This is a genomic window from Streptomyces sp. NPDC020884 (assembly GCF_044333935.1).
GTDB lineage: Bacteria > Actinomycetota > Actinomycetes > Streptomycetales > Streptomycetaceae > Streptomyces.
On record NZ_JBIRRY010000007.1, the window covers coordinates 16,787 to 43,272 of the forward strand.

General features: G+C 74.0%; 23 protein-coding genes. 9 read left to right on the plus strand and 14 right to left on the minus strand.

What is annotated here, in order from left to right; genetic code table 11:
- The first annotated feature begins 56 nt into the window (after window positions 1–56).
- Window positions 57–1,271, plus strand: coding sequence for an ROK family protein (locus tag ACH4UK_RS21670; RefSeq protein ID WP_398358572.1), 1,215 nt, complete (start codon window positions 57–59; stop codon window positions 1,269–1,271).
- Window positions 1,272–1,304: 33 nt separating this feature from the next.
- Here the strand turns inward: ACH4UK_RS21670 and ACH4UK_RS21675 are convergent, their stop codons facing one another.
- The gene (locus ACH4UK_RS21675) at window positions 1,305–1,886 is read right to left on the minus strand and encodes a DUF4865 family protein (protein WP_398358574.1); all 582 of its coding nucleotides are present in this window, start codon (window positions 1,884–1,886) and stop codon (window positions 1,305–1,307) included.
- An 11-nt stretch (window positions 1,887–1,897) separates the two neighbouring features.
- Complete coding sequence (locus ACH4UK_RS21680) at window positions 1,898–2,467, minus strand: TetR/AcrR family transcriptional regulator (protein ID WP_398358576.1); 570 nt, start codon at window positions 2,465–2,467, stop codon at window positions 1,898–1,900.
- A gap of 180 nt (window positions 2,468–2,647) precedes the next feature.
- Here ACH4UK_RS21680 and ACH4UK_RS21685 point away from each other — a divergent pair, with 180 nt between their 5' ends.
- Window positions 2,648–2,941, plus strand: coding sequence for an SHOCT domain-containing protein (locus ACH4UK_RS21685; protein WP_398358578.1), 294 nt, complete (start codon window positions 2,648–2,650; stop codon window positions 2,939–2,941).
- 108 nt (window positions 2,942–3,049) lie between these two features.
- On the opposite strand, the gene ACH4UK_RS21690 is transcribed toward ACH4UK_RS21685, so the two are convergent.
- Complete coding sequence (locus tag ACH4UK_RS21690; RefSeq protein ID WP_398358580.1) at window positions 3,050–3,568, minus strand: ATP-binding protein; 519 nt, start codon at window positions 3,566–3,568, stop codon at window positions 3,050–3,052.
- Window positions 3,569–3,827: 259 nt separating this feature from the next.
- Window positions 3,828–4,190, minus strand: a complete 363-nt coding sequence (locus ACH4UK_RS21695; RefSeq protein ID WP_398359231.1) for a hypothetical protein — start codon at window positions 4,188–4,190, stop codon at window positions 3,828–3,830.
- 232 nt (window positions 4,191–4,422) lie between these two features.
- Here ACH4UK_RS21695 and ACH4UK_RS21700 point away from each other — a divergent pair, with 232 nt between their 5' ends.
- Window positions 4,423–5,556, plus strand: a complete 1,134-nt coding sequence (locus ACH4UK_RS21700; RefSeq protein WP_398358582.1) for a PLP-dependent cysteine synthase family protein — start codon at window positions 4,423–4,425, stop codon at window positions 5,554–5,556.
- Between the two features lie 19 nt (window positions 5,557–5,575).
- Here ACH4UK_RS21700 and ACH4UK_RS21705 read toward each other — a convergent pair whose 3' ends face one another.
- From ACH4UK_RS21705 to ACH4UK_RS21725, 5 genes are all read right to left on the minus strand, one after another.
- On the minus strand, window positions 5,576–6,055 hold the full coding sequence (locus ACH4UK_RS21705; RefSeq protein ID WP_398358584.1) for an SRPBCC family protein: 480 nt from the start codon (window positions 6,053–6,055) through the stop codon (window positions 5,576–5,578).
- 61 nt (window positions 6,056–6,116) lie between these two features.
- Entirely contained in the window at window positions 6,117–7,697 is a 1,581-nt protein-coding gene (locus ACH4UK_RS21710) for an SDR family oxidoreductase (protein WP_398358586.1), read from the minus strand.
- An 85-nt stretch (window positions 7,698–7,782) separates the two neighbouring features.
- A complete protein-coding gene (locus tag ACH4UK_RS21715) occupies window positions 7,783–9,813 on the minus strand; it encodes a hypothetical protein (RefSeq protein ID WP_398358588.1) in 2,031 nt (676 codons plus the stop codon).
- 140 nt (window positions 9,814–9,953) lie between these two features.
- Window positions 9,954–10,400: an SRPBCC family protein gene (locus tag ACH4UK_RS21720; RefSeq protein WP_398358589.1), complete on the minus strand. Its 447-nt coding sequence runs from the start codon at window positions 10,398–10,400 to the stop codon at window positions 9,954–9,956.
- A 62-nt stretch (window positions 10,401–10,462) separates the two neighbouring features.
- Window positions 10,463–11,320, minus strand: a complete 858-nt coding sequence (locus ACH4UK_RS21725) for a DeoR/GlpR family DNA-binding transcription regulator (RefSeq protein WP_398358591.1) — start codon at window positions 11,318–11,320, stop codon at window positions 10,463–10,465.
- 246 nt (window positions 11,321–11,566) lie between these two features.
- Here ACH4UK_RS21725 and ACH4UK_RS21730 point away from each other — a divergent pair, with 246 nt between their 5' ends.
- Complete coding sequence (locus ACH4UK_RS21730) at window positions 11,567–14,014, plus strand: hypothetical protein (protein ID WP_398358593.1); 2,448 nt, start codon at window positions 11,567–11,569, stop codon at window positions 14,012–14,014.
- On the opposite strand, the gene ACH4UK_RS21735 is transcribed toward ACH4UK_RS21730, so the two are convergent.
- The 3 genes from ACH4UK_RS21735 to ACH4UK_RS21745 all read right to left on the minus strand — a co-directional run bounded on the left by ACH4UK_RS21735 (window position 13,981) and on the right by ACH4UK_RS21745 (window position 17,807).
- Window positions 13,981–16,428, minus strand: a complete 2,448-nt coding sequence (locus ACH4UK_RS21735; RefSeq protein ID WP_398358594.1) for a right-handed parallel beta-helix repeat-containing protein — start codon at window positions 16,426–16,428, stop codon at window positions 13,981–13,983. The genes ACH4UK_RS21730 and ACH4UK_RS21735 overlap by 34 nt on opposite strands.
- Window positions 16,429–16,594: 166 nt before the next feature.
- On the minus strand, window positions 16,595–17,197 hold the full coding sequence (locus ACH4UK_RS21740; RefSeq protein ID WP_398359233.1) for a hypothetical protein: 603 nt from the start codon (window positions 17,195–17,197) through the stop codon (window positions 16,595–16,597).
- Between the two features lie 94 nt (window positions 17,198–17,291).
- Window positions 17,292–17,807, minus strand: coding sequence for a DUF6643 family protein (locus tag ACH4UK_RS21745; protein WP_398358596.1), 516 nt, complete (start codon window positions 17,805–17,807; stop codon window positions 17,292–17,294).
- A 258-nt stretch (window positions 17,808–18,065) separates the two neighbouring features.
- Between ACH4UK_RS21745 and ACH4UK_RS21750 the strand changes: the two genes are divergently transcribed.
- Entirely contained in the window at window positions 18,066–19,406 is a 1,341-nt protein-coding gene (locus ACH4UK_RS21750) for a TerD family protein (RefSeq protein ID WP_398358598.1), read from the plus strand.
- A 49-nt stretch (window positions 19,407–19,455) separates the two neighbouring features.
- Here the strand turns inward: ACH4UK_RS21750 and ACH4UK_RS21755 are convergent, their stop codons facing one another.
- Window positions 19,456–20,637, minus strand: coding sequence for a glycosyltransferase (locus ACH4UK_RS21755; protein ID WP_398358600.1), 1,182 nt, complete (start codon window positions 20,635–20,637; stop codon window positions 19,456–19,458).
- Window positions 20,638–20,695: 58 nt separating this feature from the next.
- Here ACH4UK_RS21755 and ACH4UK_RS21760 point away from each other — a divergent pair, with 58 nt between their 5' ends.
- The 4 genes from ACH4UK_RS21760 (at window position 20,696) to ACH4UK_RS21775 (ending at window position 24,348) form a co-directional block, all read left to right on the plus strand.
- Complete coding sequence (locus ACH4UK_RS21760) at window positions 20,696–21,481, plus strand: glutamate racemase (RefSeq protein ID WP_398358601.1); 786 nt, start codon at window positions 20,696–20,698, stop codon at window positions 21,479–21,481.
- Between the two features lie 70 nt (window positions 21,482–21,551).
- Complete coding sequence (locus ACH4UK_RS21765; RefSeq protein ID WP_398358603.1) at window positions 21,552–22,115, plus strand: hypothetical protein; 564 nt, start codon at window positions 21,552–21,554, stop codon at window positions 22,113–22,115.
- Between the two features lie 127 nt (window positions 22,116–22,242).
- Window positions 22,243–23,832 carry an apolipoprotein N-acyltransferase gene (gene lnt, locus ACH4UK_RS21770; protein WP_398359234.1) on the plus strand — a complete coding sequence of 530 codons (1,590 nt, stop codon included), beginning with the start codon at window positions 22,243–22,245 and terminating at the stop codon, window positions 23,830–23,832.
- 33 nt (window positions 23,833–23,865) lie between these two features.
- Complete coding sequence (locus ACH4UK_RS21775; protein WP_398358605.1) at window positions 23,866–24,348, plus strand: NUDIX hydrolase; 483 nt, start codon at window positions 23,866–23,868, stop codon at window positions 24,346–24,348.
- Between the two features lie 4 nt (window positions 24,349–24,352).
- On the opposite strand, the gene ACH4UK_RS21780 is transcribed toward ACH4UK_RS21775, so the two are convergent.
- Complete coding sequence (locus ACH4UK_RS21780; protein ID WP_398358607.1) at window positions 24,353–26,413, minus strand: neutral/alkaline ceramidase; 2,061 nt, start codon at window positions 26,411–26,413, stop codon at window positions 24,353–24,355.
- Window positions 26,414–26,486: the final 73 nt, after the last annotated feature.

Genomic DNA, 26,486 nt, shown 5'->3' on the forward strand with positions numbered 1-26,486 from the left:
CGAACGACAGGCCCTGGGCGTCCGGGACGCCTCCGGATCATGGGAGACTCGCCCCCATGAACGGCAAGGCGACCACCACCCGGACGAAGTTGGAGAGGGGCCGCAGTGCGCTCGGGCCCGCACTGGAACTGGTCCACACCGGACGCGCCCCCACGCGGGCCGTGCTCACCTCCGAACTCGGCGTCACCCGCGCCACCGCCGGGGCGGTCGCCGCGGAACTGGAGGCGCTCGGACTGATCCGGGTCGACTCCAGTCCCGGGTCGGCGGCCGGATCCCAGGGCCGCCCCTCGCACCGGCTGTCCGTCCTGGAGACCGGCCCCGTCGTCCTCGCCGCCCAGGTCCACGCCGACGGCTTCCGGGCCGCGCTCGTCGGGCTCGGCGGCCGGATCGTCGCCACATCGCCGGGCTGTGTCGCGGTGATGGCCGACCCCGCGCAGGTGCTCGGCGAGGTCGTGGAGGCGGGGGCGGAACTGCTCCGCGCGAGCGGGCTGCGCTGCGTCGGCGCCGGTCTCGCGGTGCCGTCCGCGGTCGCCGAGCCGGAGGGGACCGCGCTCAACCCGCTGCACATCGCCTGGCCCGCGGGCTCCCCGGTCCGGGGCATCTTCGCCGCCTGCGTACGCGATGCGGGCATCACGGGCCCCGCGTTCACCGGCAACGACGTCAACCTCACCGCCCTGGCCGAGCACCGGCACGGCGCCGGGCGCGGCGCCCAGCACCTCCTGTGCGTGGCCACCGGCCACCGGGGCGTGGGCGGGGCACTCGTCCTCGACGGCCGCCTGCACAGCGGGAGTTCGGGCCTCGCACTGGAGGTGGGCCATCTCACCGTGAACCCCGAGGGGCGGCCCTGCCACTGCGGCGGACGCGGCTGCCTCGACGTGGAGACCGACCCGCTGGCCTTCCTCACCACCGCCCGCCGTGAACCGGGCCCCGAGGAGTCCCTCCTCAAGCAGGCCGGGAACCTGCTCCGCACGGAGTACGCCGACCCCGCCGTGCGTCATGCCGCCGAGGCGCTCATCGACCGCCTGGGCCTGGGGCTCGCCGGACTGGTCAACATCCTCAACCCCGACCGCATCATCCTCGGCGGGCTCCACCGCGACCTGCTGGAGGCGGACCCGGAGCGGCTGCGCGCCGTCGTCGCCGACCGGAGTCTGTGGGGGCGCAGCGGCAGTGTGCCGATCCTGCCGTGCACCCTGGCGCACAACAGCCTGGTGGGCGCCGCCGAACTGGCCTGGCAGCCGGTCCTGGACGACCCGCTCGCCGCGCTGGCCTGAGGCTCTCGCGCGGTCCTGCCGCCGGGAGGCGGTTCACCACTGTCGTCCGCGCCGCAGCCGGCCGGCCTCCGGTGACGACAGGTGCAGCACCTCGTACGCCTCGCCCGCTGCCCCGGGCTCCGGCCGCTCCCACAGGGTGAAGTGCACCAGCTCCCAGTGGCGCGGATCCACCGCCAGCGCGGTGGCGACCACCCCGGGCAGAGCGGCGATCCGGCGCGTCTCCTCCAGTGCCGCCCCGACGGCGTCGGCGGGCCGCGTGTCGGCGGGCGCGGGCAGCCGCAGCCGGACGGCCGCGCGGGGGAGCGCTCCGGACGAGGGCCCCTCCTCGTAGGCCAGGCCCGTCCAGTGCTGGACCTCGGGGCGGCCGAAGTCGTCGACCAGGCCCTGGAATCCGGCGCCCCACAGGAAGGCGTTCATCCCCTCGGGGGCGTTCCACAGATAGAACGGCGCGTACTGGTTCACCGGCGACCCCGCCCCGCGCTCCCGGATCAGAAAGGCCTTGAGGCCGAGCCCGGGAAAGGCGTCGAGGAGATGGCCCCTGGTCGCGACCCGGGTGCGGATGATCCCCATGTCGTAGTCGGCGGGGAGAGTGATCTCGTACTGCATGGCGTGCACGCGGGGACTCCTCAGATCGGACGGGTACGGGCGGCGAGCAGCGACAGCAGGCCCTCCACCGCACGGTCGAAGGAGGCGGGCGAGCCCGAGGCGCGGGCCAGCACATAGCCGCCCTGCACCGTGGCGACCACGGCCGCCGAGACCGGTGCGGGATCGGTCCCCGGGATGAACTCGCCCCGGTCCACGCCCTCCTGGACGATGTCCGCGATCCGGCCGCGCAGCCACTCCAGCGTGGCGTCCACCGGCGCGCGCAGCGCGTCGTCGGCGAAGACGTCCGGGTCCATCGTCAGCCGCCCCACCGGGCAGCCGCGCAGCACGTCGCGCTCGCGCAGCAGATAGGCCGCGATCCGCTCGTACGCGCTGCCGGGGCCGTCCAGCAGTCGCCCCGCGGCCCGGCGCATCTCCTCGGTGGTCCGGGTGATGGCGGCGAGGGCCAGCTCGGGCTTCCCGTTGAAGTGGTGGTACATGCTGCCCTGGCCGGCGCCGGCCAGCTGCTGAATGGCCTTGGGGCTGGTGCCGACATATCCGCGCTCCCACAGGAGCTCCTGCGTGGCCTCGATCAGCCGGTCCGGGGTGCTCATGCAGTTGAGTGTACATACTAGTAGGTACAGAAGGGGAGAGGAGGCGCGGGCTCCTGCTGCTCCCACCGGAGTACGCGGACGGCCGCCGGGGGGACGACGCCCCGGAGCGCCTCCCCCGGGCAGGCTCGAAAGCGACCGGAAAGGCACCGCGCCCTTCCGCGAACGAGGGAGCTGACCGAGATGAACACCCTGGCGCACTCCGGCGGACCCGGCCCCTGGGTCCTGCTCTTCCCGCTCGTCTGGGCGGCGGTCGTCATCGGGATCGTCACGCTGCTGCGCCGCACCGTCTGGCGCGGGCGTCGAGGCCCGTGGGCGGCCGCCCGTGCTCCGCAGGGCGGCCCCGGCGAGTCCTCGCCGATCGCGCTGCTCGGCCGCCGCTTCGCCGCGGGGGAGATCGACGAGGACGAGTACTGGCGCCGACTGTCGGTGCTGGACGAACAGTTCGGCCGGACCGCGGGCGGCGGCAAGGCCTGACCCCGGCCCGAACGCAGGGGCGGTGGAGCGGTGCGAAGCCGCTCCACCGCCCCTGCCTTCCGGCCCGGCCCGCTCACGAGCCCTCAGGGGTCCGCCCGCCCCGCCCCGTCAGCCGACGACGGCCGACCGGGCGGGCAGGGCCGCGATATCGGTGGGGGTGATGGTCACGGCCCCGAACGGTCCGTCGGTCATCGACCCGTAGACCGCGAGCGGTGGCAGGGTCGAGGCGCCGGTGGCCGCCGGCAGGGTGAACCAGACGGCCTTCCCGGCCGAGCCGATCGGCCGCACGCCCCAGCTCTCGCTGACGGCGGCGATCAGCGCGAGACCCCGGCCCGACGTGGCGAACGCGTCCGCCTCGTTGACCGTGGGCAGGCGCGGGTCGTGGTCGTGGACGGAGACCGTCAGACGGTCGAGCAGCAGCTCGATGTCGACGGTGCATGACTTGTCCGGCTGTGCGTGCCGGTGAACGTTGGTGAGAAGCTCGGTGACGCCCAGGGCCGCCTGATCGATCAGAGGATCGAGATGCCAGTAGCGCAGTTGCGCCGAGATGATTCTGCGGACTTGACCGATCCGCGACGGCAGGGCCTGGAGCTCCACCGTGCAGTGCCTGCTTGGCTCGCTGATCACGGCTGCGACTCCCCGAAATAGGTCCGGAAGAAGAGAAGAGAAACGAACGGAGCCGGCGGACGACGTGACTGCCGAATCCGCTCTGCTCTTGTCGTGTCTGCTCGTGTCGCGCGACCCGGTCCGTGGAGCGGATCACTCTGTCACTGAGGGTGCACCTTCCGTGACATGGATCCAGCGTGGCCCAGGGGATACGGCTCCGCAACTCGCGGCGGAGCCCGGCGCCCCGGAGCGGGCCTGCTGCCGTCCCTGCCGGCCCGGGTCAGCGAGCGTTCGGCCGGCCCGGTCCCGATCCGCCGGACGGGCCCTGGTCCCGGCGGCCGCGCGCATGGCGCAGGGCCTCCAGGAAACGCCGCAGCGGGGCCGCCCCGTCGGGTCTGCGGCTGCGCTGCCCCATCGTCAACCGGTAGCGCACCCCGTTCACCCGGGCGATGACGGAATCCGCCGCGATGAACCACCACTTGCGTGCGTGGACCGTGCCCACCGGGGCGCTGTCGATCTCCCGCCCGTTGCTCGTGAGCAGGGACAGCCTGCCGTCCTTCACCACCACCTGACCAGCCCTGGTCAGCGACCTGGTGAAGCGCTCGATCCTGACCCCCGACGCACTGAACTCGACGTCCGCCATCACGGATTCGCCCCCCTTCGGCACTACTCCTGTTGTGCAGTGTGCCCCGGCGTGGGCCGGATCGCCAGGGGGCACCCTGCGGCGGCACACGGCCGCCCGCACCGCCCGCCACAGCCGCCCCCGGTGTGCCGGTCAAAGGCAGCGCTATGGACCATCAAAGTGACCGTTTGTGCAGGTGGGGCGCATATCGTGGAGGCAGGGACACCGGATCGACGACAACAGGAGCAGGCCCATGGACACCAGTGAGCACGCACGCGGGCACGGGGCCACAGCGACCGTGGACGTCGACCGCAGCGACCCGGAGTACCGGGCCTGGCTGAAGGAGGCCGTCCGCAAGGTCCAGGCCGACGCGAACCGTTCCGCCGACACCCACCTGCTGCGCTTCCCGCTGCCCGAGGCGTGGGGCATCGACCTCTACCTCAAGGACGAGTCGACGCACCCCACCGGCAGCCTCAAGCACCGCCTCGCCCGCTCGCTCTTCCTCTACGGGCTCTGCAACGGCTGGATCAGGCCCGGCAAGCCCGTCATCGAGGCGTCCAGCGGTTCGACCGCCGTCTCCGAGGCGTACTTCGCCAAGCTGATCGGCGTCCCGTTCATCGCCGTGATGCCGCGCACCACCAGCCCGGAGAAGTGCCGCCTCATCGAATTCCACGGCGGCCAGTGCCACTTCGTCGACGACTCGCGCACGATGTACGAACAGTCCGCCGCCCTCGCCGCCGAGACCGGCGGGCACTACATGGACCAGTTCACCTACGCGGAGCGCGCCACCGACTGGCGCGGCAACAACAACATCGCGGAGTCGATCTACCAGCAACTGCGCCTGGAACGCTATCCGGAACCGGCCTGGATCGTCGCCACCGCCGGGACCGGCGGCACCTCGGCGACCATCGCCCGCTACGTCCACTACCTCCAGCACGACACCCGCATCTGCGTGCCCGACCCGGAGAACTCCTGTTTCTTCGACGGGTGGACCCATCACGACCCGCTCGCCACCAGCGACTGCGGTTCGCGCATCGAGGGCATCGGCCGGCCCCGTATGGAGCCCAGCTTCGTCCCCGGCGCCATCGACCGCATGATGAAGGTCCCCGACGCGGCCAGCGTCGCCGCCGTCCGCGCCCTGGAGCGCGCCATCGGCCGCAAGGCGGGCGGGTCCACGGGCACCGGACTGTGGAGCGCGTTCAAGCTGATCGCCGAGATGGTGGAACGGGGCGAGCAGGGCAGCGTCGTCACCCTGCTGTGCGACCCGGGCGACCGCTACCTGGACAAGTACTACTCCGACTCGTGGCTGGAGGAACAGGGCCTGGACATCGCCCCGTACACCGCAGCCGTCGACGACTTCCTCACCACCGGCACCTGGTCCTGCTGAGGCCGGGAGCCGGGCGCGTTCACGGCGTCGTGCTCGCCAGCCTCGCGTCCAGGCGGCGCACGGCGTTGCGGAAGGACCGGCCCATCCCGGCCCGTGCCAGGCTCAGCACCAGGCGGAACAGCCCCGTCCCGTCGGCGGCGAACGTCCACTGCACCCGGGTCCCCGCCCCCTCGGGGGTGAGCCGCCACTCCTCCAACAGGGCCCGCAGGCCCGGTGCGTTGGACTCGTCGGCCCGGTAGGCGTACCGCTCGTCCGGTTCGGCGGCCACGATCGTCTCGCGGAACCTGACCCCGCCCCGCAGCCGCACCTCACGGCCCGCGCCCGCATCGGTGGGCGTGGCCCGGGTGACGGCGCCGAACCAGGACGGCCAGGACGCGACATCCTCGGCGAGCGCACGGTAGACCACGTCCACCGGCGCGGACACCTCCGCGGCGAACACCAGACGTATCGGCGCGGAGTCGGCGAACTCCATTCCCACGGTACGGAGTCGGCGTGCCATCGCGTGCACCTCCCGGTGGTCTGCGGCGTGTGGAGCCGGGCACACGATAGCGGCCGGACCCTCAGTTGTCTGTACCACTGTCGGCCACCGGTGCGCGCCGCTTCTCCTCGGCCGCGGCCGCCTCGGCGATGTTGCGCGCCATCCCGCCGAACACGACCGAATGGAAGGGCCACACGCTCCACCAGTACGCATGACCGAACAGCCCGCGCGGATGGAACAGGGCGCGCTGCCCGTACACCGTCCGGCCCCGGTCGTCGCGGCGCACCGACAGTTCCAGCCAGGCCAGGCCCGGCAGCCGCATCTCGGCCCGCAGCCGCAGCAGTTCACCCGGCACGATCTCCTCCACCCGCCAGAAGTCCAGCGAGTCGCCCACCCGCAACCGGTGGGCGTCCCGCCGGCCCCGCCGCAGCCCCACCCCGCCCACGAGGCGGTCGAGCCAGCCGCGTACCGCCCAGGCGAGGGGGAAGGAATACCAGCCGTTCTCCCCGCCGATGCCCTCGATCACCCGCCACAGCGCGTCCGGCGCGACCGGCACGGCCAGTTCCCGCTCGTCGCGGTAGAGGCTGCCGCCCGCCCAGTCCGGGTCGGTGGGCAGCGGGTCGCTCGGCGCGCCGGGCACCGAGGCGTTGGACCAGCGGGTGTCGACCCGCGCCTCCTGGATCCGCTTCAGGGCCAGGCGCAGCGCCCGGTCGAAGCCGATGGACCCGCCCGGCGGATCGGGGAGGTACTCCTTGATGTCGTGCTCCCGGCAGACCACCTCGTGGCGCAGCGACTCCGTGAGCGGCCGGGCGATGGAGCTGGGCACCGGTGTGACCAGGCCGACCCAGCGGCTGGAGAGCGTCGGGGTGAGCACCGGCACGGGCAGGATCAGCCGCCGCCGCAGGCCCGCCACCCGGGCGTAGCGCTGCATCATGTCCCGGTACGTCATGACGTCCGGGCCCCCGATGTCGAAGGCCCGGTGCACCTCACCGGGCAGCGCCGCACACCCCACCAGATACCGGACCACGTCCCGGACGGCCACCGGCTGGATCCGGGTCCGCACCCAGCTCGGGGTGACCATCAGCGGCAGCCGTTCGGTGAGGTACCGCAGCATCTCGAACGAGGCGGACCCCGAGCCGATGACGATCGCCGCGCGCAGCACCGCCGTCGGCACCCCGGAGTCCAGCAGGAGGTGCCCCACCTCCGCCCGCGAGCGCAGATGCGGCGACAGGTCCTCCTCCGGCACCCCGGCCGGGGTCAGCCCGCCCAGATACACGATCCGGCGCACCCCGGCCGCCCGCGCCCGTTCGCCGAAGGTCCGGGCCGCCCGGCGGTCGGTCTCCTCGAAGTCCGAGCCGGAACCGAGCGCGTGCACCAGGTAGTACGCCACGTCGACGTCCCGCATCGCCTCGGCCAGGGACGCGGCGTCGGTGACATCGCCGCGCACCACGTCGACCCGGTCCGCCCAGGGGTAGTCGCGCAGCTTCTGCGGCGTTCTCGCCAGGGCGCGCACCCGGTACCCCGCATCGAGCAGGGCGGGGACGAGTCGGCCGCCGATGTACCCGGTGGCCCCGGTCACCAGACAGCGTGGGCGCGAGCCGTCGGGCCGGTTCGGACCGTCGGGAGGCGTCGGGCCGTCGGAGCTGTCGTCAAGATCCGTCATCTGTCCGAGTCTGGCACCGGAACGGCCGCGCGACCGGTCGGGCACTCCGTACGGCGGCACGGAACCCCGGCCCCTCCCCGCCGGCTCAGCGCACCGCCGTGAGCCTTCCTCCGCCGCGCAGCGCCGCCGTCAGCTCCACATCGGCGTCACGCGGAGCCCGCACCGCGAACGTCGGCCCGACCGCCGCGCCCCGCACCGCCCCGCTCGCCTCGATACGGGTCACCGCCCGGCTCCCCGCGGCCAGGACGTACCACCGGCCGGAGGCCGCCTTCCAGTGGGTGCCCGCCAGGACGTGCTGCCCGAACCTGCTGCACAGGGCCGTGTCGTCGCGGTCGGCGACCACCGCGGCCGGGTCCGTGGGCGAGGCGCCGGGCCGGAGGAACTGCACCAGGACCCGGCCGGGGCCCCGCCAGGTGTCGGCCCGGGTGCACAGCCAGCCGGCCGACGCACCGCCCTCGGGCAGCCGCTGCTCGGCGAAGGCCCAGTTGTTGACCGCCCGCACCCCGGAGCCGGACAGGGTCCGCAGGGAGCACGCCGTACGCGCCCAGGCGAGCAGCGCCTCGGTGCCCGTCGCCTCGCGCGGCTGCCGGGACGGCGCGCCCCGGCCCGGCTTCGGGGTGTACGTCAGATGCGCGGGGGCCAGGTCGCCCAGATCCGTCACCAGGAACGCGTGCTTCTCCACGATCCGCTCGGAGGACCGCAGCTGGAGCACCGGCCAGGAGTCGCACGCGCCGCCCGCGGCGGGCCGGGGCACCGGAGCGGTGACCCCGTCCGGGCCCACCTCCAGCGGACGGCCGGGCGTGTCCGGCGCGAGCAGGTCCCGGGTGGTGGACTCGGCGATCCAGGGGGCGAGCAGGAACCGCGCGCTGTCGCCCGTGCGGCCGACGACGACGGCCGCGCCCGTCGTCACGTCCGCGTCGTCGGTCCGGGCGAAGTCGAGCGCCGCCCCGCCGGACCCGGACAACGGCTCCGCGTACCGCACGATCCGGACCCCGCCGTCGTGGAACAGCACCACGGCCGCCCCGTCCACCTCACCCGCGAACAGCAGCCGGGGCGGCTGCGCGGGCGGCACCGCCGCCGTGCCCGGCGCGGCGGACACCCGGACCGTGGCCGGCGGCCCGGACCAGGCCCGCAGCGCCCGGCCCAGCAGCTCCTGGTCGCCCGTGCGCCCGCCCCGGGCGGGCCAGGCGGTGAAGTCGACGCGCGAGGTGTCCGCCCACCGCTCCGCCGCCGCCCGCAGCAGCCCGGCCGGCCGGAGCGCCGGGGCGGACACGACCGCCGGGCTCCGGCCGTCGTCCGGGTCGCGTGTTCCCCCGTCGACGGCGACCGCCAGACCTCCCGCCACCACGCACAGCGCCGCGGCCAACGCCACCGCCCGCACCCGGTGCCTGCGCCGCAGCAGGTCGCTCGGGCGGGTCTGCACCGTGCACGGGTCGAACTCGCCGGACCTGAGCATCGCCTGCGCCCCGGCCCGGTCCGGCCTCCCCAGCCGGGCCGCCCGGCGCACCGCACCCGCCGGATCCGACACCTCCGCCTCGGCCAGCAGGTCGCGCGCCCCGGACTCGTCGAGGTCCTCCAGCAACTGCAGCGCGAACGCCGCCCGGACCGCCCCGGGCACCGTGGACAGGGCCCGGTCCAGGGCCAGTTCGTCGACGCCGCCCGCCCGGGGGAAGAGCCGCAGCCCCCACACCACCGGCACGGTCGGCCGCAGCGCGGCCGGAGCCGGCAGCAGACCTGGCCACCAGCGGGGCCGTCGCTCGTAGGCCAGCGCCGCCCGCAGCACCCGCAGCCGCATCCACCCGAACGCCGCGCCCGAGGGGCTCCGGTCCGTCCCGCCGCCGTCCGGCGCGGGCCGCCCGCTCTCCGGTGGGCCGGACCGGCGGGACTGGGCGGGCACGCGGGGGCTCCGCGCGCTGCCCCCGGCCACGGGCAGGGCCCGCTGGACGACGGCGTGGGCGGCCAGGACCCGGCGGTGCCGGCCGAGCGCCGGTGGCAGGACGACGTAGGCGAGCCGCACCAGGCGGGGGTAGTGCTCCACGAGGGCGGCCTCGGCCTGCTGCACGCCCGTGCGGTCGCGTCGTACGTCGGTCCGCTGCTGCGGTTGATGGATCGGCATGAGATGGGTGCCTTCCGAGGCCGTGGCCGGGATGTCATACCGACAAACGAGTCAATCGTGTGACGGTCACATCACCCGTGCCGAACCGGCCACCGGACGTCGGCGGTCCTCGCGGTGTGCGGCGCGCGGCTCCGGTGGTCCTACCGGTCGCCGGGGGAGGCGAGCAGGGAGTCCAGAACCTTGCCGAACATCCGCCGTCCGGTGGAGGCGAGCAGCGGATCACCCCACCGGGGCACCAGACGCACCCGCAGCTCCTCGACCCAGACCACATGCGAACCGGAATCCGTGGGAAGCACGTCGATCGAGGCCCGGCCCAGCACCACGGACCCCCGCTTCTCCAGTCGGCAGACCCCGGCCCGGCCGCCCGCCGGCGGGGTCCACCGCACCACTTCCATCGGATCGTCGAACGCCAGCGGACCCAGGCCCGTACGGGCCACGAAGACCGTTCCGAGCTGCGAGGGAAGCCCCGTCGGGACCGAGATCGCGGTCAACGGCACCTGCGCGGCGTGCCGTTCCCAGTCGGTCACCCGCTGCCAGGCCTCGGCAGCGGGGAGAGGGGAGAAGCGCTCGATCCGGAAGACGGCCACACCGTGATCCTATGGGGTGCCCGGCGCACCCGCGCAGCGCAGAACGGAATCCGGGACCCGCGTCAGCCCTCGGCGGCGGGCGAGGCGGCGGCCTCGGCGGGAGGGTCGCCCGCGACCAGCAGACCCGGCAGATGCTCCCCGATCTCCGCACGCAGCTCCGGGGCCAGACCCGCGTCCGTGACGAACGTGTCGACCTCCTCCAGCCCGGCGAAGGAACTCAGGCCCACCGTGCCCCACTTGGTGTGGTCGGCCACGACCACGATCCGGCGCGCCGCCCGCACGAAGCGGCGATTGGTCTCCGCCTCCGCGAGATTGGGCGTCGAGAGCCCGGCCTCGACCGAGATCCCGTGCACACCGAGGAACAGCACATCGAAGTGGAGGGAGCCGATGGCCCGGTCCGCGACCGGCCCGACCAGCGAGTCCGAGGGGGTGCGCACCCCGCCCGTCAGCACCACCGTCGCCGCCCCGGGCCGCGTCCCGCGCCCCCCGGCCGGACGCTGCGCGTCGTGGAACACGTCGGCCACCCGCACCGAGTTGGTCACCACCGTCAGATCCGGCACGTCCAGCAGATGCCGGGCCAGCGCGAAGGTCGTCGTACCGCCCGAGAGCGCGATGGCGCTGCCGGGCACCGCCAACGCCGCCGCCGCCCGCGCGATGTCCTCCTTGGCGCTCAGCTCCAGCGCCGACTTCGCCTCGAACCCGGGCTCGTGCGTACTCGCCTCGACGACCGGGACCGCCCCGCCGTGGACCTTCTCGATGACACCCTGGCGGGCCAGCGCGTCCAGATCCCGGCGGATCGTCATGTCGGACACGTTCAGCTTGCGGGTCAGCTCGTTGACCCGGACCCCGCCACGCCTGCGCACCTCGTCGAGGATCAGCGCACGGCGCTGCTCCGCGAGCAGGTTCTGGTTCTCGCTCAACGCCGGGTGGGTCCTTCCCTCTGCCGTACCGTCCGCAGCGGCCTGCGCGACACGCTCATCCTGCCACGCAGGCATGTCCGGCGTATCACCTGGGGAGATTCCGTGAGACCGCTCACGCGCCCGCCCCGGGCCGGGGATCGTGGCTCCGGGCGGTCCCGGAGCGTCCGCACCTTCCGGCTCGCCCGCCGCCCGCCCGTCCCCGTTTTCCGTACCCGCTGTGCCGCTCACCCGAGAAAGAGTCCCGCCTTGGCTCCTGCCACCCCGCCCCTGCCGCCCTCCCCGTCTCCGCAGCACACCGGGACAGCACTGGAACTGCTCGTCCACGGCGTCGGCGGCGCCACCCCGCAGGAGATGCTGGGGGATCCGCGTACCGTCCGGGTCACCGGCGACGAGACCGCCGCCGTGTACCGGCGTACCGAGGACGCGCAGGGCGAGAAGCACCCCGAGCGCTACCGGGACGAGCCCGTCGCCGAGGCGTACTGCTGGTCCGGCCTCACCTCCGGCAACGGCTCCCGCGCGCTGTGGCTGCTGCTCCTGCCGTTCATGGTGGTCAACCTCGCCCACTGGATGCGCCCCACCGCCACCGGCCGTACCCGCGCGGTCCGGCTGTACGGCGTCCTGGTGCGGCTCGTCGCGCTCAGCCTCACCGTGCTGTTCACGGCGGCCGCCTGCGAAGTCGCCCTGGACCTGGTGGCCTGGCAGTGCGCGGGCGCCGAGGCCTGCGTCGAACGCCGTTCCTGGCTCGGCTTCCTGTCGGCCCATCAGGGAGGCTGGTGGTCCCAGCCCGGCCGCCGCCTCGCCCTGGCGGCGCTCCTGCCCGCGGCCCTGGTGGGGCTCCTGTGGTTCCTGTCCAACCGGACCTGGAGCGCGTACGAGGCCCAACGCCCCCTGGACGAGGAAGACATCGACGGACAGGACCCCGACGGGCACGACCCCGACGGATCGCTGGAGGCCCATGGGCCCGGCGCGCCCGGCCCGGACGCCGACGGGGCGCCGCGGCCGCCCGCCCCGGTCCGCCCCGCGCTCGGCAGGCCCGGCTTCTGGTACGGCCGCCGGCTCGTCGCCCGGCTCCGGGCCGCCCACACGGCGGCCGGGTTCCTGACCGTCGCCGCGGCCGTCGCCGGCGCCGCCGCACGACACGACCGGAGCGCCGACGGCCAGGTGCCCGAGTTCATCGGCGCGGCCGTCGAGGGCGGCATCGCCCTGTGCGCGCTCGTCGCCGTCGGGGTCGTCTGCCGACGGGGCCGCAGCGAACGGACCCGCGACACCCGGCTGGACGCCGCCCTCATCACCTATCTGCCCGGCTCCGCGCTCGCCCTGCTCGGCCTCGCCGTCCTGTACGCGTCCTGGTCGCGTCCGGACTGGCAGTCCGCGGGCAGCCTGCCCGGCGAGACCACCTTCCGGCTGCTCGCCCTCGGCCAGGGCGTCCTGGTCGTCGGCCTCGCCCTGGTCGCCCGGGGCCTCTACCGGCGCACCCCCGAACCCCGCACCACCCTGTACGGACTCGGCGGCCCCGCGGTCGCGATGCTCGCCTGCGCCCTCGGCGGGGTGATGACCGGCGGGGTGGCCCAGCGCGTCGCCGACTGGCTCGACGGGCCCGGCACCCCCGGCATGGGCCACGGCGCCGACATCGCCGGGCCGCCGGTCCTGCTCAGCTGGCAGGCCTCCGTCATCCCCGTCCTTCTGCTGCTCCTGCTCGTCCCGATCGTGCTGCTGGTCGTCCGCACCCTGCGCACCGCCCGCCGCCTGGGCCCGGTCATCGAGGCGGAGTACGCCCCCGAACCGCCCGACCAGGGCCGCACCCGCCGCATCGCCCGGCTCCGCGCGACCGCCGCCCTCACCGACTCCGCGCCCTGGATCGTCGGCGTCGTCTCCGCCGCGACCCTGCTGCTCGGGGCGGGCGCGATCGTCGGCTCCTGGCGCAGCAACGAGGTGCCGGGCCGGGCCACGGACGGGAGCGGACCGCTCCTCGAATCGCTCGCCGAGGCCGCGCAGTCGACCGGCTCCTGGCTGATCGGCTTCGGCTTCATACTCTTCGTCGCCGGCGGCCGCCGCGCCTACAAGGACGCCTCGGCCCGCCGCACCATCGGCATCCTCTGGGACGTGGGCACCTTCTGGCCGCGAGCCGCCCACCCCTTCGCACCCCCGTGCTACGCCGAGCGCGCCGTCCCCGATCTCGCCTCCCGGATGTCCGCCTGGACGACCACCACGCCACGGGGCCGGCTCGTCATCTCGGGCCACTCGCAGGGCAGCGTGCTCGCCGCGTCCGCCGTCTGGCAGCTGCCCGACGCGACCCGCCGCCGGGTCGCGCTGCTCACCTACGGCTCGCCCCTGGAGCGGCTGTACGGGCGGTGGTTCCCGGCCTACTTCGGCCCCGAGCCCCTGCTCGGGCTGCACCGCTCGGTGCACTGCTGGCGCAATCTGTGGCGGGCCACCGACCCGATCGGCGGCCCCGTCCGCATCTGCGCCGACCCCGACCCGGGCGTCGACCGGGGCCCCCTGAAGGACCCGCTGGCCTACGGGCGCACCACGGAGCTCCCGCTGCCCGAACCGATCCTGGGGCACTCCGACTACCAGGCCGACCCGGCCTTCGCCGAAGAACGGGCCGCGCTCCTGGCGGAGTTGGGCCCCCTCGTCCCCCGGCAGGCGGAGGCGAGCCTTCAGAAGGGCAGTTCGGGAAGATCCTCCGGATAGAGCAGGGTCAGGTCGTCCGTGCTCGTCTCGACGAGCTGGGCGACCCGGCCCGCGTGCCGCTCCACCATCGACTCGAAGGTCTGCCGGGCGGTGCGGCCGTTGCCGAAGGCGGGTCCCTTGGGGAGCGCCGTGAAGTACTTCAGGAGCGCCTCACCGGTCCCCTCCGCCAGGCTGTACTCATGCTCCTCGGCCTGCTGCTCGACGATCCGCAGCAACTCCTCGGGGAGATAGTCGCTGAAGGTGATGGTCCGGGAGAACCGCGAGGCCACCCCGGGGTTGACGGTGAGGAACCGCTCCATCTCGTGGGTGTAGCCCGCGACGATCACGACCACCGCGTCCCGGTGGTCCTCCATCAGCTTGACCAGCGTGTCGATGGCCTCCCGGCCGAAGTCCCGGCCGGAGTCCTCGGGGGACAGGGCGTACGCCTCGTCGACGAAGAGCACCCCGCCGCGCGCCCGGTCGAACGCCTCCTGGGTGCGGATCGCCGTCGAGCCGATGTGCTCGCCGACCAGGTCGACCCGGGACACCTCGACCAGGTGGCCGCGCTCCAGCACCCCGAGCGAGGCCAGGATCTCGCCGTAAAGACGGGCGACCGTGGTCTTGCCCGTACCGGGGGAGCCGGTGAAGACGAGGTGGCGGCGGACGGACGCGGCCTTCAGACCGGCCTGCTGCCGACGGCGGCCCACCTCGATCATGTCCGTGAGCGCGCGCACCTCGCGCTTGACGCTGTCCAGGCCCACCAGCGCGTCCAGTTCGCCCAGGACCGCCGAGGAGTCCCGGGCCGGCTCCGCCGGGGCGACCGGCTCCGGGGCGGGCTCGACCGCGCGTGGGCCGGGCAACGCGCCCAGCAGACCGGGCGTCGACGCGGTGGCCGTCAGCACCGCGGGCAGCGGGGCCGGAGCCGTACGCAGACCGCTCTCGTCGCTCGTGCAGTCCTCGGCCACCGGGCCGGTCGCCGATGAGGCCCCGTCGCCCGTCGCGGCACCGCCCTCGGGGAACTCGTAACCGCCCCGGGCACAGCGCTCGGTACGGCACCGGGTGAGCGTGGTGCGGCAGCCGTCCATGATGTGGAAGCCGTAGCCCTCGCTGCCGGTCACCCGGCAGCTGTCGAAGGTGCCCCGGCCCTCGGCCGAGACGTAGAACCCCGCCTCGGCGGGCGAGGTGACCGTACAGCGCTCGATGGTGGGATCCGCGCCCTTGGTGACGATGACCCCGGTCTGCGCCGCGTCGATGGTGCAGTTGTTCAGCGTGCCGCCGCTGCCGTGGTCGCGGAACCAGGCGCCGGTGGACGCCTCCCGGATCCGGCAGTCGTCCAGCTGGGCGGTCGCCCCGTCGCTCACCGAGACGGCGGTGTTGCGGATCTGGGAGAGGTCGCTGTCCACGACGTCGGCCCGCGAACCCCGGTCGAGGACGAAGAGCGCGTCGGGCACGTCGTGCACCCGGCAGGCGTCCAGTATCACCGTCGCGCCGTCGCTGACCCAGACCGCCGGATAGTCGCCCGTGCTGTCGTGGATCTCGCACTGGTTGGCGTCGACCCGGGTCCCCGGATCCCAGACCGAGAGCCCGTTGCGGCCGAAGCGGCGGACCGTGGAGCGGGTCAGCGTGAGCACCGAACGCGACCGCAGGTCGACGGCGTTCTCCGGAATGTCGTGGATATCGCAGTCGGCGAGGGTCAGTACCGCGTCGGTGTCCAGCGTGACGCCGTCCGCCGAGGTGCGGTGCACGGTGCAGTCGGTGAGGTGGGCCGAGGCGCGGGCGGTGATCTGCACCCCGCTGCCCTTGATCTCGTACACCTCGCAGCCGAGGGCCTCCAGGCCGCTGCCCTCGCCGGCCACGCCGATGCCCGCCCCGGAGGTGTGGTGGATCCGGCAGCGGTCCAGGCGGGGATGCCCGCCGTCGCGGACCGAGACCCCGGACTGGCCGGCCGAGACGATCTCGCACTCCTCGAACACGCCGCCCGCGCCGTCCAGCACGGCGATGCCGACCCCGGCCGGATTGTCGACCGTGCAGCGCCGCACGGTGGGCCGGGCCGCGCCGCGCACCTCGATGCCCGCGGCGGACCGCGTCACGATCCGCAGGTCCGTCAGCTCCGCCGTGCCGTCCTCGACCAGCAGCGCCGGGGCCGCCGAGTCCTGGCCCTCGATGTGGAGGTCCTGGATGACCGCGGAGGCGCGCACGGTCAGCGGTACGCCGTCGACCGGCGCGATCCGCACCGAACCGACCGAGCCCTCGGGGCCGCGCAGCGTCACCGCGCGGTGGACGACGAGGTTCTCCCGGTAGGTCCCGGGCGCGACGGTGAGGACGTCGCCGTCGGCTGCCGCCTCCAGGGCCGCGGAGAGGGAGGCGTACTCGCCGGTGCGGCGGCGCCATCGCGATGTGCCGGTGTGCATCACCTGGACCGTGCCCTGTGCCATGGCGTTGCTGTGCCCCCACCTCGTGCTGTGCGATGCCTCGGGTCCGTCCGTCGCCGGGAGGCGGACGGGGTCGGACCACCGTAGCGCGCGCGAGGGGCGGGAGTTGACGGGTCGGCCCCGCGGAGAGCCGTTCCCGACGGCCGCCTCCGGCCGGGAGAGACCGTGGTCAGCCGCCCGTTCCGGCCCTGCCCCAGTCCGGGCCGACCGCGGCCCACTCCCGGTCCAGCCGCGCGTACCGCCGCCGCACCATGCGCCCCACCACCAGCCGCCTGCCCGCCTCGACGCATCCGGCGGCGAGCAGGAACGTCCCGATGCCGCCCAGCACCGCGTGCGTCCGGGCGGTGCGCCCGTCCATCGGCGGCGGAACCGGGAAGCCCGCCGCGTCGGTCCAGATCCGCACCGGGGAGCCCGGGGCGCCCGGCGGCGACGCGATCGCCACCTCTCCGGTGCGCGGGCTGCCGTCCGGTGCCTGCCAGGACGCCACCACCCGGATGCGCGCGGCCCGTTCGGCGCCGCCCTCGGGATCACCGGCGAACCGTTCCGGCCCCGGCGACCGGTGCACCACGACCGCGTCGACGGCGTGGCGTTCCGCGTGCTGGGCCCGCACCGACCGCTGGAGGGAGGCGTCCGCGACCGCGCCGCCCGCCCAGCCCGCGGCCGGAGCGCCGATCACCAGGAGCAGCAGCGCTCCGAGCGCCACCCAGGTCTCACGGCGGTCGGTGGCACGGCGCAGCGGATTGCGCCGCCCGCGCAGTAGTCCCCCTGACAGCCACACGCCCGTGCCCCCGTTGTCCACACCCCGTACGCGCGGCTCGTCCCGGTGCGTCCCCCGGCGCACCCCGTCCGTCGTACGCGGTCGCGGTTCAGTATCCCCGGCTCTGGTACGGCCGGTTGTACGGGTCCTCGTACGGCGACTGCGCCGGCGCGGGCCGCGGTGAGGCCGGGCGCATCGACTCGTACCCGGTGGCGGGCGCGGGGCGCTGCGGCTGGGGCTGCTGCGGATACCCGCGGACCGCCGCGGGCTGCTGCGGATAACCGCGCACCGCCGCGGGCTGCTGCGGGATGTACGGCGCGGGCGCGTTCTGCAGCTGGGCGTGCTGCATCGGCGCGTGCTGCACCGGAGCCTGCTGGTACTGCGGCATCGGCTGCTGCTGCGGGTAGCCGTAGGAGCCGGTCTGGTGCGAGGGGGCCGCGGGCAGGGCCGGAAGCGCCGACGGCAGGGCCGGCAGATAGCTGTTGCCGGTGTCATAGGCGGCCGGCACCCGGATGGGGGCGATCTGAGGGGTTCCCCGCTCCGCGACCAAGGAGTCGTAGATCGGAGTGTCGGGGAACGACGCGGCGTAGTAGCCGCCGCCGAAGGTGGAGCGGGGGGACGTCATGCCACCTAAGTTAAGCCCACGATGTGCTGGAAGGGGAGCCCGATAAGAGGGTTGTTTTCCGCGATGTGAGTGAACCGCGATCCCCAATGCGAGCGAACTTGGCAAAAAAGGGCGCACCGACGTCTACTGATCGTGTAAAGGCCAAGTTCACGGGGGGTTACCGGCGGGTCTCCGGGAGGGGTCGGGGGCGGCGGGGGGACGCCCCCGTGGGCCGGGGATTAGGTTGTCGGGAAATGCCTGCGGGCAGCCGGACTCGTGATGGGGGCGAGCATGACCATGCAAAAAGGGACCAACGTTCCGGTGCCGGCCGGCACCGTGCGCGTCGAATTGGGGTGGCACGCGACACCGGGCGCCCCGGACGTCGACGCCTCCGCGCTTCTGCTGGTGGCGGGAAAGGTCCGCAGCGACGCGGACTTCGTCTTCTACAACCAGCCGGCCCACGCGTCCGGCGCGGTCCGGCACGAGGGCAAACGGACCGCTCCCGACGGAGTCACCGACACCCTCCTCGTCGACTTCGGGAAGGTCGAGCCCGCGATCGAGCGCATCGTCGTCGCGGCCTCGGCGGACGGCGGGACCTTCGGCCGGGTGAGCGGACTCTACGTACGGATCACGGACGCGGCGGGCGGCGCAGAGCTGGCCCGCTTCGACAGCACGGACGCCACGGTCGAGACCGCCTTCATCCTCGGCGAGCTGTACCTGCGTCAGGGCGCCTGGAAGTTCCGCGCGGTCGGGCAGGGCTACGGCACCGGCCTCGAGGGCCTGGCGACGGACTTCGGCATCTCCGTGGACGAACCGCAGCAGGCCCCGCCTGCGGCCCCCGCGCAACCCCGGCCCGCCGCCCCGGTCGCCCCGGCCCCCGTGCCCCCGGCCCCCGTGCCCCCGGCCCCCGCGCCGGTCGCCCCGACGCCCCCCGCCCCGCCCGCGCCTCCCGCGCCCGTCGCCCCGCCCGCCGCACAGCCCGTACGGCTGACCAAGATCACGCTGACGAAGAGCACGCCGTCGGTCTCGCTCGCCAAGCAGGGCGGCACCTCCGGCGCGCTGCGCGTCAATCTCAACTGGGAAGTGCGCAAACAGTTCAAGGGCTGGGGAGCGAAACTCGGCCGGGCCGTCGCCATGCACGCCGATCTCGATCTTGACCTCTGCGCACTGTACGAACTCGCCGACGGGCGGAAGGGAGTTGTGCAGTCACTCGGAAACGCCTTCGGTTCGCTGAACCAGCCGCCCTTTATCCATCTCGACGGCGACGACCGCACCGGTGCGCTCTCCACCGGCGAGAACATGACCATCAACCTCGACCACAAGGACCTGCTGCGGCGTGTACTGATCTTCGTCACCATCTATGAAGGCGCCCGGAGTTTCGCCGATCTCCACGCCACCGTCACCCTCCAGCCGCAGAACGGCGCACCCATCGACTTCTCCCTCGACGAATGCACCGTGCCCTCCACCGTCTGCGCCCTGACCCTGATCACCAACAACGGCGGCGACCTCACCGTGCAGCGCGAGGCCCGCTACCTCGTCCCGGACCGGGGGGTCAGCCCGCAGCGCACCATCGACGCCGCCTACGGCTGGGGCATGAACTGGACGCCCGGCCGCAAATGACCCGCCCCCGCCGCGCCCGCCCGGACCGGCCGCCCGCCTCCCGCCGGCGTCACCGGTCGGGCGCGGCCTCCGGGCGCGCGTAGGTGCGGCCCTTCCAGGCCGCGCCCCGCCCCCGGTAGTGCTGCACCGCCGAGTCCACCGTCATCAGCAGGTAGAGCACCGCCGTCAGCGGCAGCAGCGGCCCCAGCCACAGCGACTGGCGGTAGTACGCCAGCATCGGCAGGTACGTCGCCGTCATCACCGCCCACGCGGCGCCGCCCGCCCAGGCCGCCGCCCCGTCGCCCGTCAGCAGTCCCGCCGCCAGCGTCGCGGGCGGCGCCGCATAGACGAGCAGCAGCCCCGGCACCGTCCCCGCCAGCAGCAGCGGGTTGTGCCGCAACTGCGCGTAGGCGCTCCGCGCGACCATCCGCCACAGGTCCGCCAGCCGCGGATAGGGCCGCACACTGTCCACGCGCTCCGCGAGCCCCAGCCAGATCCGGCCGCCGCTGCGCCGCACCTCCCGCGCCAGCGACACATCGTCGATCACCGCCTGCCGGATCGAGTCCGGGATCCGCGCCCGCTCGGCGGCCTCGGTACGCAGCAGGACGCAGCCCCCCGCCGCGGCCGCCGTCCGCGACCGGGCCCGGTTCACCCGGCGGAACGGATAGAGCTGTCCGAAGAAGTAGACGAACGCGGGCACCACCAGCCGCTCCCAGACGCTCTCCACCCGCAGCCGCGCCATCTGCGACACCAGGTCGAAGCCGTCCGGGCCCGGGGAGCCGGCCGCGGCCACCAGATCGCGCAGGCTGTCCGGTTCGTGCGCGATGTCCGCGTCGGTCAGCAGCAGGAAGTCCGGCTTGTCCCGCCGGGCCACCGCGATCCCGTGCCGCAGGGCCCAGAGCTTGCCCGTCCAGCCCTGCTCCGGCTCTCCGGGGCTCACCACGGTCAGCGGGAACCCGCCGCACCGGGCGGCCAGGTCCCGGGCCAGCTGCCCGGTGCCGTCGCTGCTGCAGTCGTCGACGAGGATGATCCGGACCTCCCCCGGATAGTCCTGGACCAGCAGCGACGGCAGGCTCACCGGCAGCATCTCCGCCTCGTCGCGGGCCGGTACCACCACCGCGACCGACGGCCAGCGGGCCGGTTCGGTGCGCCGGGGCAGCCGCTGGTCGGTCCGCCAGTAGAAGCCCTGCCCCAGCAGCAGCCACACCCACACGACCAGCGAACCCACGGCGATCCAGGCAACGGCGCTCATCCGCCGAAGTCTGCCCCACTGAGCCCGGTCCGCAAGGGCTGTCGGCTAGGGTGACCGGGTGAAGATCGCGCTCATGGACTCCGGAATCGGCCTGCTGGCGGCAGCGGCCGCGGTACGCCGCCTGCGGCCCGACGCCGAACTCGTGCTTTCCTCCGACCCCGGCTCGATGCCCTGGGGCCCCCGCACCCCCGAGGACCTCACCGCGCGCGCCCTGGACGTCGCCCGCGCCGCGGCGGCCCACCGCCCCGACGCGCTGATCGTCGCCTGCAACACGGCTTCGGTCCACGCCCTGCCGACGCTCCGCGCCGAGCTGGAGCCCGCCCTGCCGGTCATCGGCACGGTCCCCGCGATCAAGCCCGCGGCCGCGGGCGGCGGATCCGTCGCCATCTGGGCCACCCCGGCCACCACCGGCAGCCCCTACCAGCGAGGGCTGATCGCGGACTTCGGCGGCTCCGCCGAGGTCACCGAGGTCCCGTGCCCGGGGCTCGCCGACGCCGTGGAGCACGGCGACGAGGCCGGGATCGACCGGGCCGTCGCGGCGGCCGCCGCCCTCACCCCGCCCGACGTGCGGGCCGTCGTCCTCGGCTGCACCCACTACGAGCTGGTCGCGACCCGGATCCGCGACGCGGTGCAGCGCCCCGGCCGCCCGCCGCTCGCCCTGCACGGCTCCGCCGGAGCGGTCGCCGCCCAGGCGCTGCGCCGGATCGGCGCGGCCCCCGCCCCGACGGCCGAACCCTCCGGCACGCTGACCGTGCTCCAGGCAGGACGCCCGGCCGGCCTCCCGGAAGCCGCCCTGGCCTACGCCGAGGGCCGGATCCTGGCGGCCGCGGTCCCCGTCCGCTGACCGGGTTTCCCGCCCGATCGGCCCTCCGCGTCCCCGGCCGGGAGCCCGGAACGCGGCTACGCTGCTGAATATGACGGAGCACCCCGAGAGTGCGAGGCACGGGTCGAGCCAGGCGCCCCCCACGGAGTGGAACGGCCGCGCAACCAACCGGATCCAGTGGCTGCTGGCCCTCGCGGGCGCGGGCTGCGTGGCCCTCGGCATCGAGCTCGCCGTCGACGGCGCCTGGACCTCCGGCATCGCCCCGCTGCTCATGTCGGTGATCGGCTGCCTCGCGGCGGGACTCCTGATCCTCTTCGGAACGCTCGCCTTCGTCCATGTCTCCGTCAAGGTCGACGGGGACAGCCTGGAGGTGCGCTGCGGTCACGCCGGCCTGCCGCGCCGCCGCATCCTGCTCAGCCATGTGACGGGCGCGGAATTCGTCCCCCGGATCAATCCGCGCCAGTGGGGCGGCTGGGGCTACCGCTGGCGTCCCGAGCAGGGCACCGCCGTCGTGGTCCGCAGGGGGGAGGGCATGGCCCTGCGCCTGGGCGACGGCCGCATCTTCACCGTCACGGTCGACGACGCCGATACGGCCGTACGGTTCATCCGGCAGCGCCTGCACCTGCCGGCCCCCGGCCATCGGCCCGGCGACTGACCACCCCGCCCCGCGCCGCCGGGGAGCCGGGCGGAGCGGCCCCGGAGCGGCCCGCCTCCCGGATCCGCGCAGGTCGACGCCGCCGCTCACAGCCGCCCACCGTAGACTCCGGCGGGTGAGCGCCACCATGACCCCCGTCGACGATCCGCCACCCGCCGCAGCGCCCCGGACCGCCGGAATGCTGCCCCGGCTCGTCCGCCCGGCCGCCGCCGTGCTGTCCGGACTGCTGCTCTACGCGAGCTTCCCGCCCCGGACCCTGTGGTGGCTCGTGCTGCCCGGATTCGCGCTGCTCGGATGGGCGCTGCACGGCCGCAGGCTGCGGGCCGCGTTCGGTCTCGGCCTGCTGTCGGGCCTCGGCTTCATGCTTCCGCTGCTGCACTGGACCGGTGAGGACGTCGGCCCGGTGCCGTGGCTGGCCCTGGCCGTCGCGGAGGCCCTCTTCATCGCGGTGGGGTGCCTGGGCATCGCCGCGGTGAGCCGCCTCGCGTACTGGCCGGTCTGGGCGGCCGCGGTCTGGGTCCTGGACGAGGCGGTCCGTGCCCGGATCCCGTTCGGCGGCTTCCCCTGGGGCAAGATCGCCTTCGGCCAGTCCGAGAGCGTCTTCCTGCCGCTCGCCGCGTTCGGCGGCACCCCGCTGCTCTCCTTCGCCGTCGTGCTGTGCGGCTTCGGGCTCTACGAGGCCGTGCGCCGGTTCGTCGCGTACCGGAGCACCGGAGTGGTTCCGCGCGCGGCCGTCGCCGGTGCCGCCGCAGCCGTGCTCGTCCCGGTCGCCGCCGCGTTCGCCGCGCTGCCCCTGGTCGACGCCTCGGCCGAGGACGGGACCGCCACCGTCGCCGCGATCCAGGGCAACGTGCCGCGCCTGGGCCTGGACTTCAACTCCCAGCGCCGCGCCGTCCTCGACAACCACGCCCGGCGCACCACCCAGCTGGCCGAGGAGGTGAAGGCGGGCAAGGCGAAGCAGCCCGACTTCGTGCTGTGGCCGGAGAACTCCTCCGACCTCGACCCCTACCTCAACGCGGACGCCCGCCAGGTCATCGACGACGCCGTCAGGGCGATCGGCGCCCCCACGGTCGTCGGCTCGGTGGTCGAGAAGGGCTCGGACAGCCTGCGCAACACCCTGATCGAGTGGGACCCCGAACAGGGCCCCGTCGACACCTACGACAAGCGGCACATCCAGCCGTTCGGCGAGTACATGCCGATGCGCACGGTCGCACGCTTCTTCAGCGAGGACGTCGACCGGGTGCAGCGCGAGTTCGTCCCCGGCACCGAGGTGGGCGTCTTCGACCTCGCGGGCACCAAGGTGGGGCTCGTGACCTGCTACGAGGCCGCCTTCGACGACGCCGTACGCGACACCGTCACGCACGGCGGCCAGATGATCGCGGTGCCGAGCAACAACGCGACCTTCGGCCGCAGCGAGATGACCTACCAGCAGCTGGCCATGTCCCAGGTGCGGGCCGTCGAGCACGGGCGGGCCGTCGTCGTCCCCGTCACCAGCGGGGTCAGCGCGGTGATCCGCCCGGACGGCACGATCGTCGAGAAGACCGGGATGTTCACCCCCGACGCCCTCGTCGACGAGGTCCCGCTGCGCTCCTCGCTCACCCCGGCCACCCGGATGGGCCCGCTGCCCGAGGGCGTCATCGCGCTGCTGGCCCTGGCGGGCCTCGGCTGGGTCGGCGTCTCGGCGGTCCGGGCACGCCGGAGCGGGGGGACCGCGTAGGAGCACCCGAGCCCGCCACGTAGGCTCGGATCCATGGCTACCCCCGACTTCATCCGTGAGATCCGTGCCACCGCCGGGCACCAGCTGCTCCTGCTGCCCGGGGTGACGGCCATCGTCCTCGACGACGAGGGCCGGGTGCTGCTCGGGCGGCGCGCGGACACCGGGAAGTGGTCGGTCATCGGCGGGATCTCCGAGCCGGGGGAGGAGCCGGCGGCGACGGCGGAGCGCGAGGTGCTGGAGGAGACCGGTGTGCACTGCGTGGCCGAGCGGGTGGTGCTCACGCAGGCGCTGGATCCCGTGCAGTACGCCAACGGCGACCGCTGCCAGTACCTCGACGTCACCTTCCGCTGCCGGGCGACCGGCGGCGAGGCGCGGGTCAACGACGACGAGTCGCTGGAGGTGGGCTGGTTCCCGCTGGACGGGCTCCCGCCGCTCGGCGAGTTCGCCCTGTTCCGGATCAAGCAGGCCCTCACCGAGGGTCCCGCCTGGTTCCAGCCCACCCCGCGCACGACCTGACCCTCTAGCTCACCGTGAAGGTCCCGGTCGCCCCGGTGAACGGTGTGATCTTCCCGAGCAGGCTCTTCGCGTCCCCGTGGTGCACGATCCGGTAGCTGCCGGGTGCGGTGTCCGCCGCGATGTCCCAGGTGACCGTCGCCTTCGAGGTGCCGGTCAGGCCGTTGAGCCGGGTCCAGCGGTAGGTGGTCTCCCAGTCACCGTCGTCCAGCACCCGCTTCCAGACGCCGTTCTCCAGCCGCTGCACCTCCAGGAAGGTGGAGCCCCGGCGGACGTTGTTCTTCGGATGCCCGGTCGCGAACTCGACGGTCGCGGTGGAGCCGCGCGGGTACGAGGCCTCCGGGGCCTTCAGGACCCCGCCGAACGCCGTGCCCGAGGGCGGGTTGTCGTACACGACCCCCGTCTGGAAGGTGAACTGCCGCCCCGACTCGTCCGGCGGCGCCGTCCCCCGCTCCAGGTCGGTGCCCGCGCGCAGGGACTCCGCGATCCGGGCGTACTCCTGCTGGTAGGCGGGCAGCGTGTAGCGGCCGTACAGCGTGGAGCCGCCCTCGTAGTTCTGGGTGTCGTACTCCTCGGGCGTCGTGACGTACTGGCTGTAGGCGTTGGCGTACCCCTGGAGCAGGACGCGGTCCAGCGGTACGCCGAGCTGCTCGGCCACCGTGCGGCGCACGCGGAGGCCGGAGGTGATCGTGAACTCGCCCGGAGCGGCGACCAGGTGCAGCTCGCCGATCTTCATGATCTGCAGGGGGAGGGTCTTCGGGGTGACCGGGTGGACGTTGCTCAGCAGGCCCGTCGGGATCAGGCTCGCCTTCGGGTACTGGCAGGTCTGGAGCCAGGACGGGGTGTCGATGCGCAGCGCGTCGATGATGCTCGCGACCGGGGTGCGCGTGCCCTCCTCGAAGCCGGGGATCGCCGGCCCGTCCTCGACGCTGCCCGCGAGCGTGGACGCGCCCACGACGGCGGGACAGGTGCGGTGCTCCTTCCCGTCCGGGGTGTACCGCGGGTCCACGGTCACGTTCTCCATGTCGACATAGGCGAGCCGGGAGTCGACGCCTCCGGTGACCGGCCGCGCGTCGTCGTAGACCTCGCGGGCCTTGTCGAGCTGGCGCTCGCCGATGATGCGGGTGTTCTCGAACTCGTCCTCGGTGGGACCCGATCCCGGCTTCAGGTTGAGGTTGGGGGACATGTCCCCGGCGTTGGTGTTCGGGAAGGCGGCGACGAACCCCGGGGCGTCGTCGAGATAGCGCACGCCTTCGTGGTCGTGCTCCCAGGCATAGGCGGCATAGCCCTTGTTGTCCGGGCTGATGAGCGTGTTCTTGTTGGTGATCGAGGTGTTGTGGGTGGCGAACCAGCTGATCGCGCCCGCGTCCCGGTCGCCCTGCTTGAAGCGCAGCACGGTCATCGCCGGGTCGATCGCGTCGGGGAAGGCCGCCCGGTCGGCCGCCGGGTTGCGGTCGAACGCCTCCCGGGACCGGTTGACGCTGGCGTTGGTGAGGGTGCCCGTGCCCAGGCTCATCGTGCCGGGCTTCAGGTCCTCGTGGGCCGCGGCGACGGAGTCCGCTATCCCGTCGACGACGGCCCGGTAGGTCTCCTTCTGGAAGCCGAGGACGGAGAGGTTGTAGGCGACGTGGTGGGAGTAGCCGCCCGGACCCGAATGGGTGTGGGTGGCCGACAGCAGGACGTTCTCCTCGTCGTACAGGCTTCCGTAACGCTCCTTCAGACGGGCGATGACCCCCTGCTGGACGGACTGGAAGATCATCGCGAGGTCGGCGTTCACGTACACCACGCGCTTGCCGCTCGACCGGTCGACGACGACGAAGGCGCGCGACCTCTGCCGCTGGTGGATGCCGGACGTCTTCTGGTCGAAGCTGGAGTAGCCCATCATCCCGGTCTCGGCGGCCTCGCCCGTGACATCGGAGATGCCGCGTCCGACGAGGTACTGCGCGTCGTCCGCGGCGCTCGACGCCGATGCGGGGGAGGGAGCGCCGAGGGTGGCCGCTCCCAGGGCCGCGGCGAGCACCGCGACGGGGAGCCTGCGCCGGGAACGGCGGGCGGTGGGGGGTGGCATGGAACCTCCTGGAGGAGAGTGACCTGCGTCGCCTGAATGCCTACCGGCCAGTAAAGAGGAACGCGGCCCGACT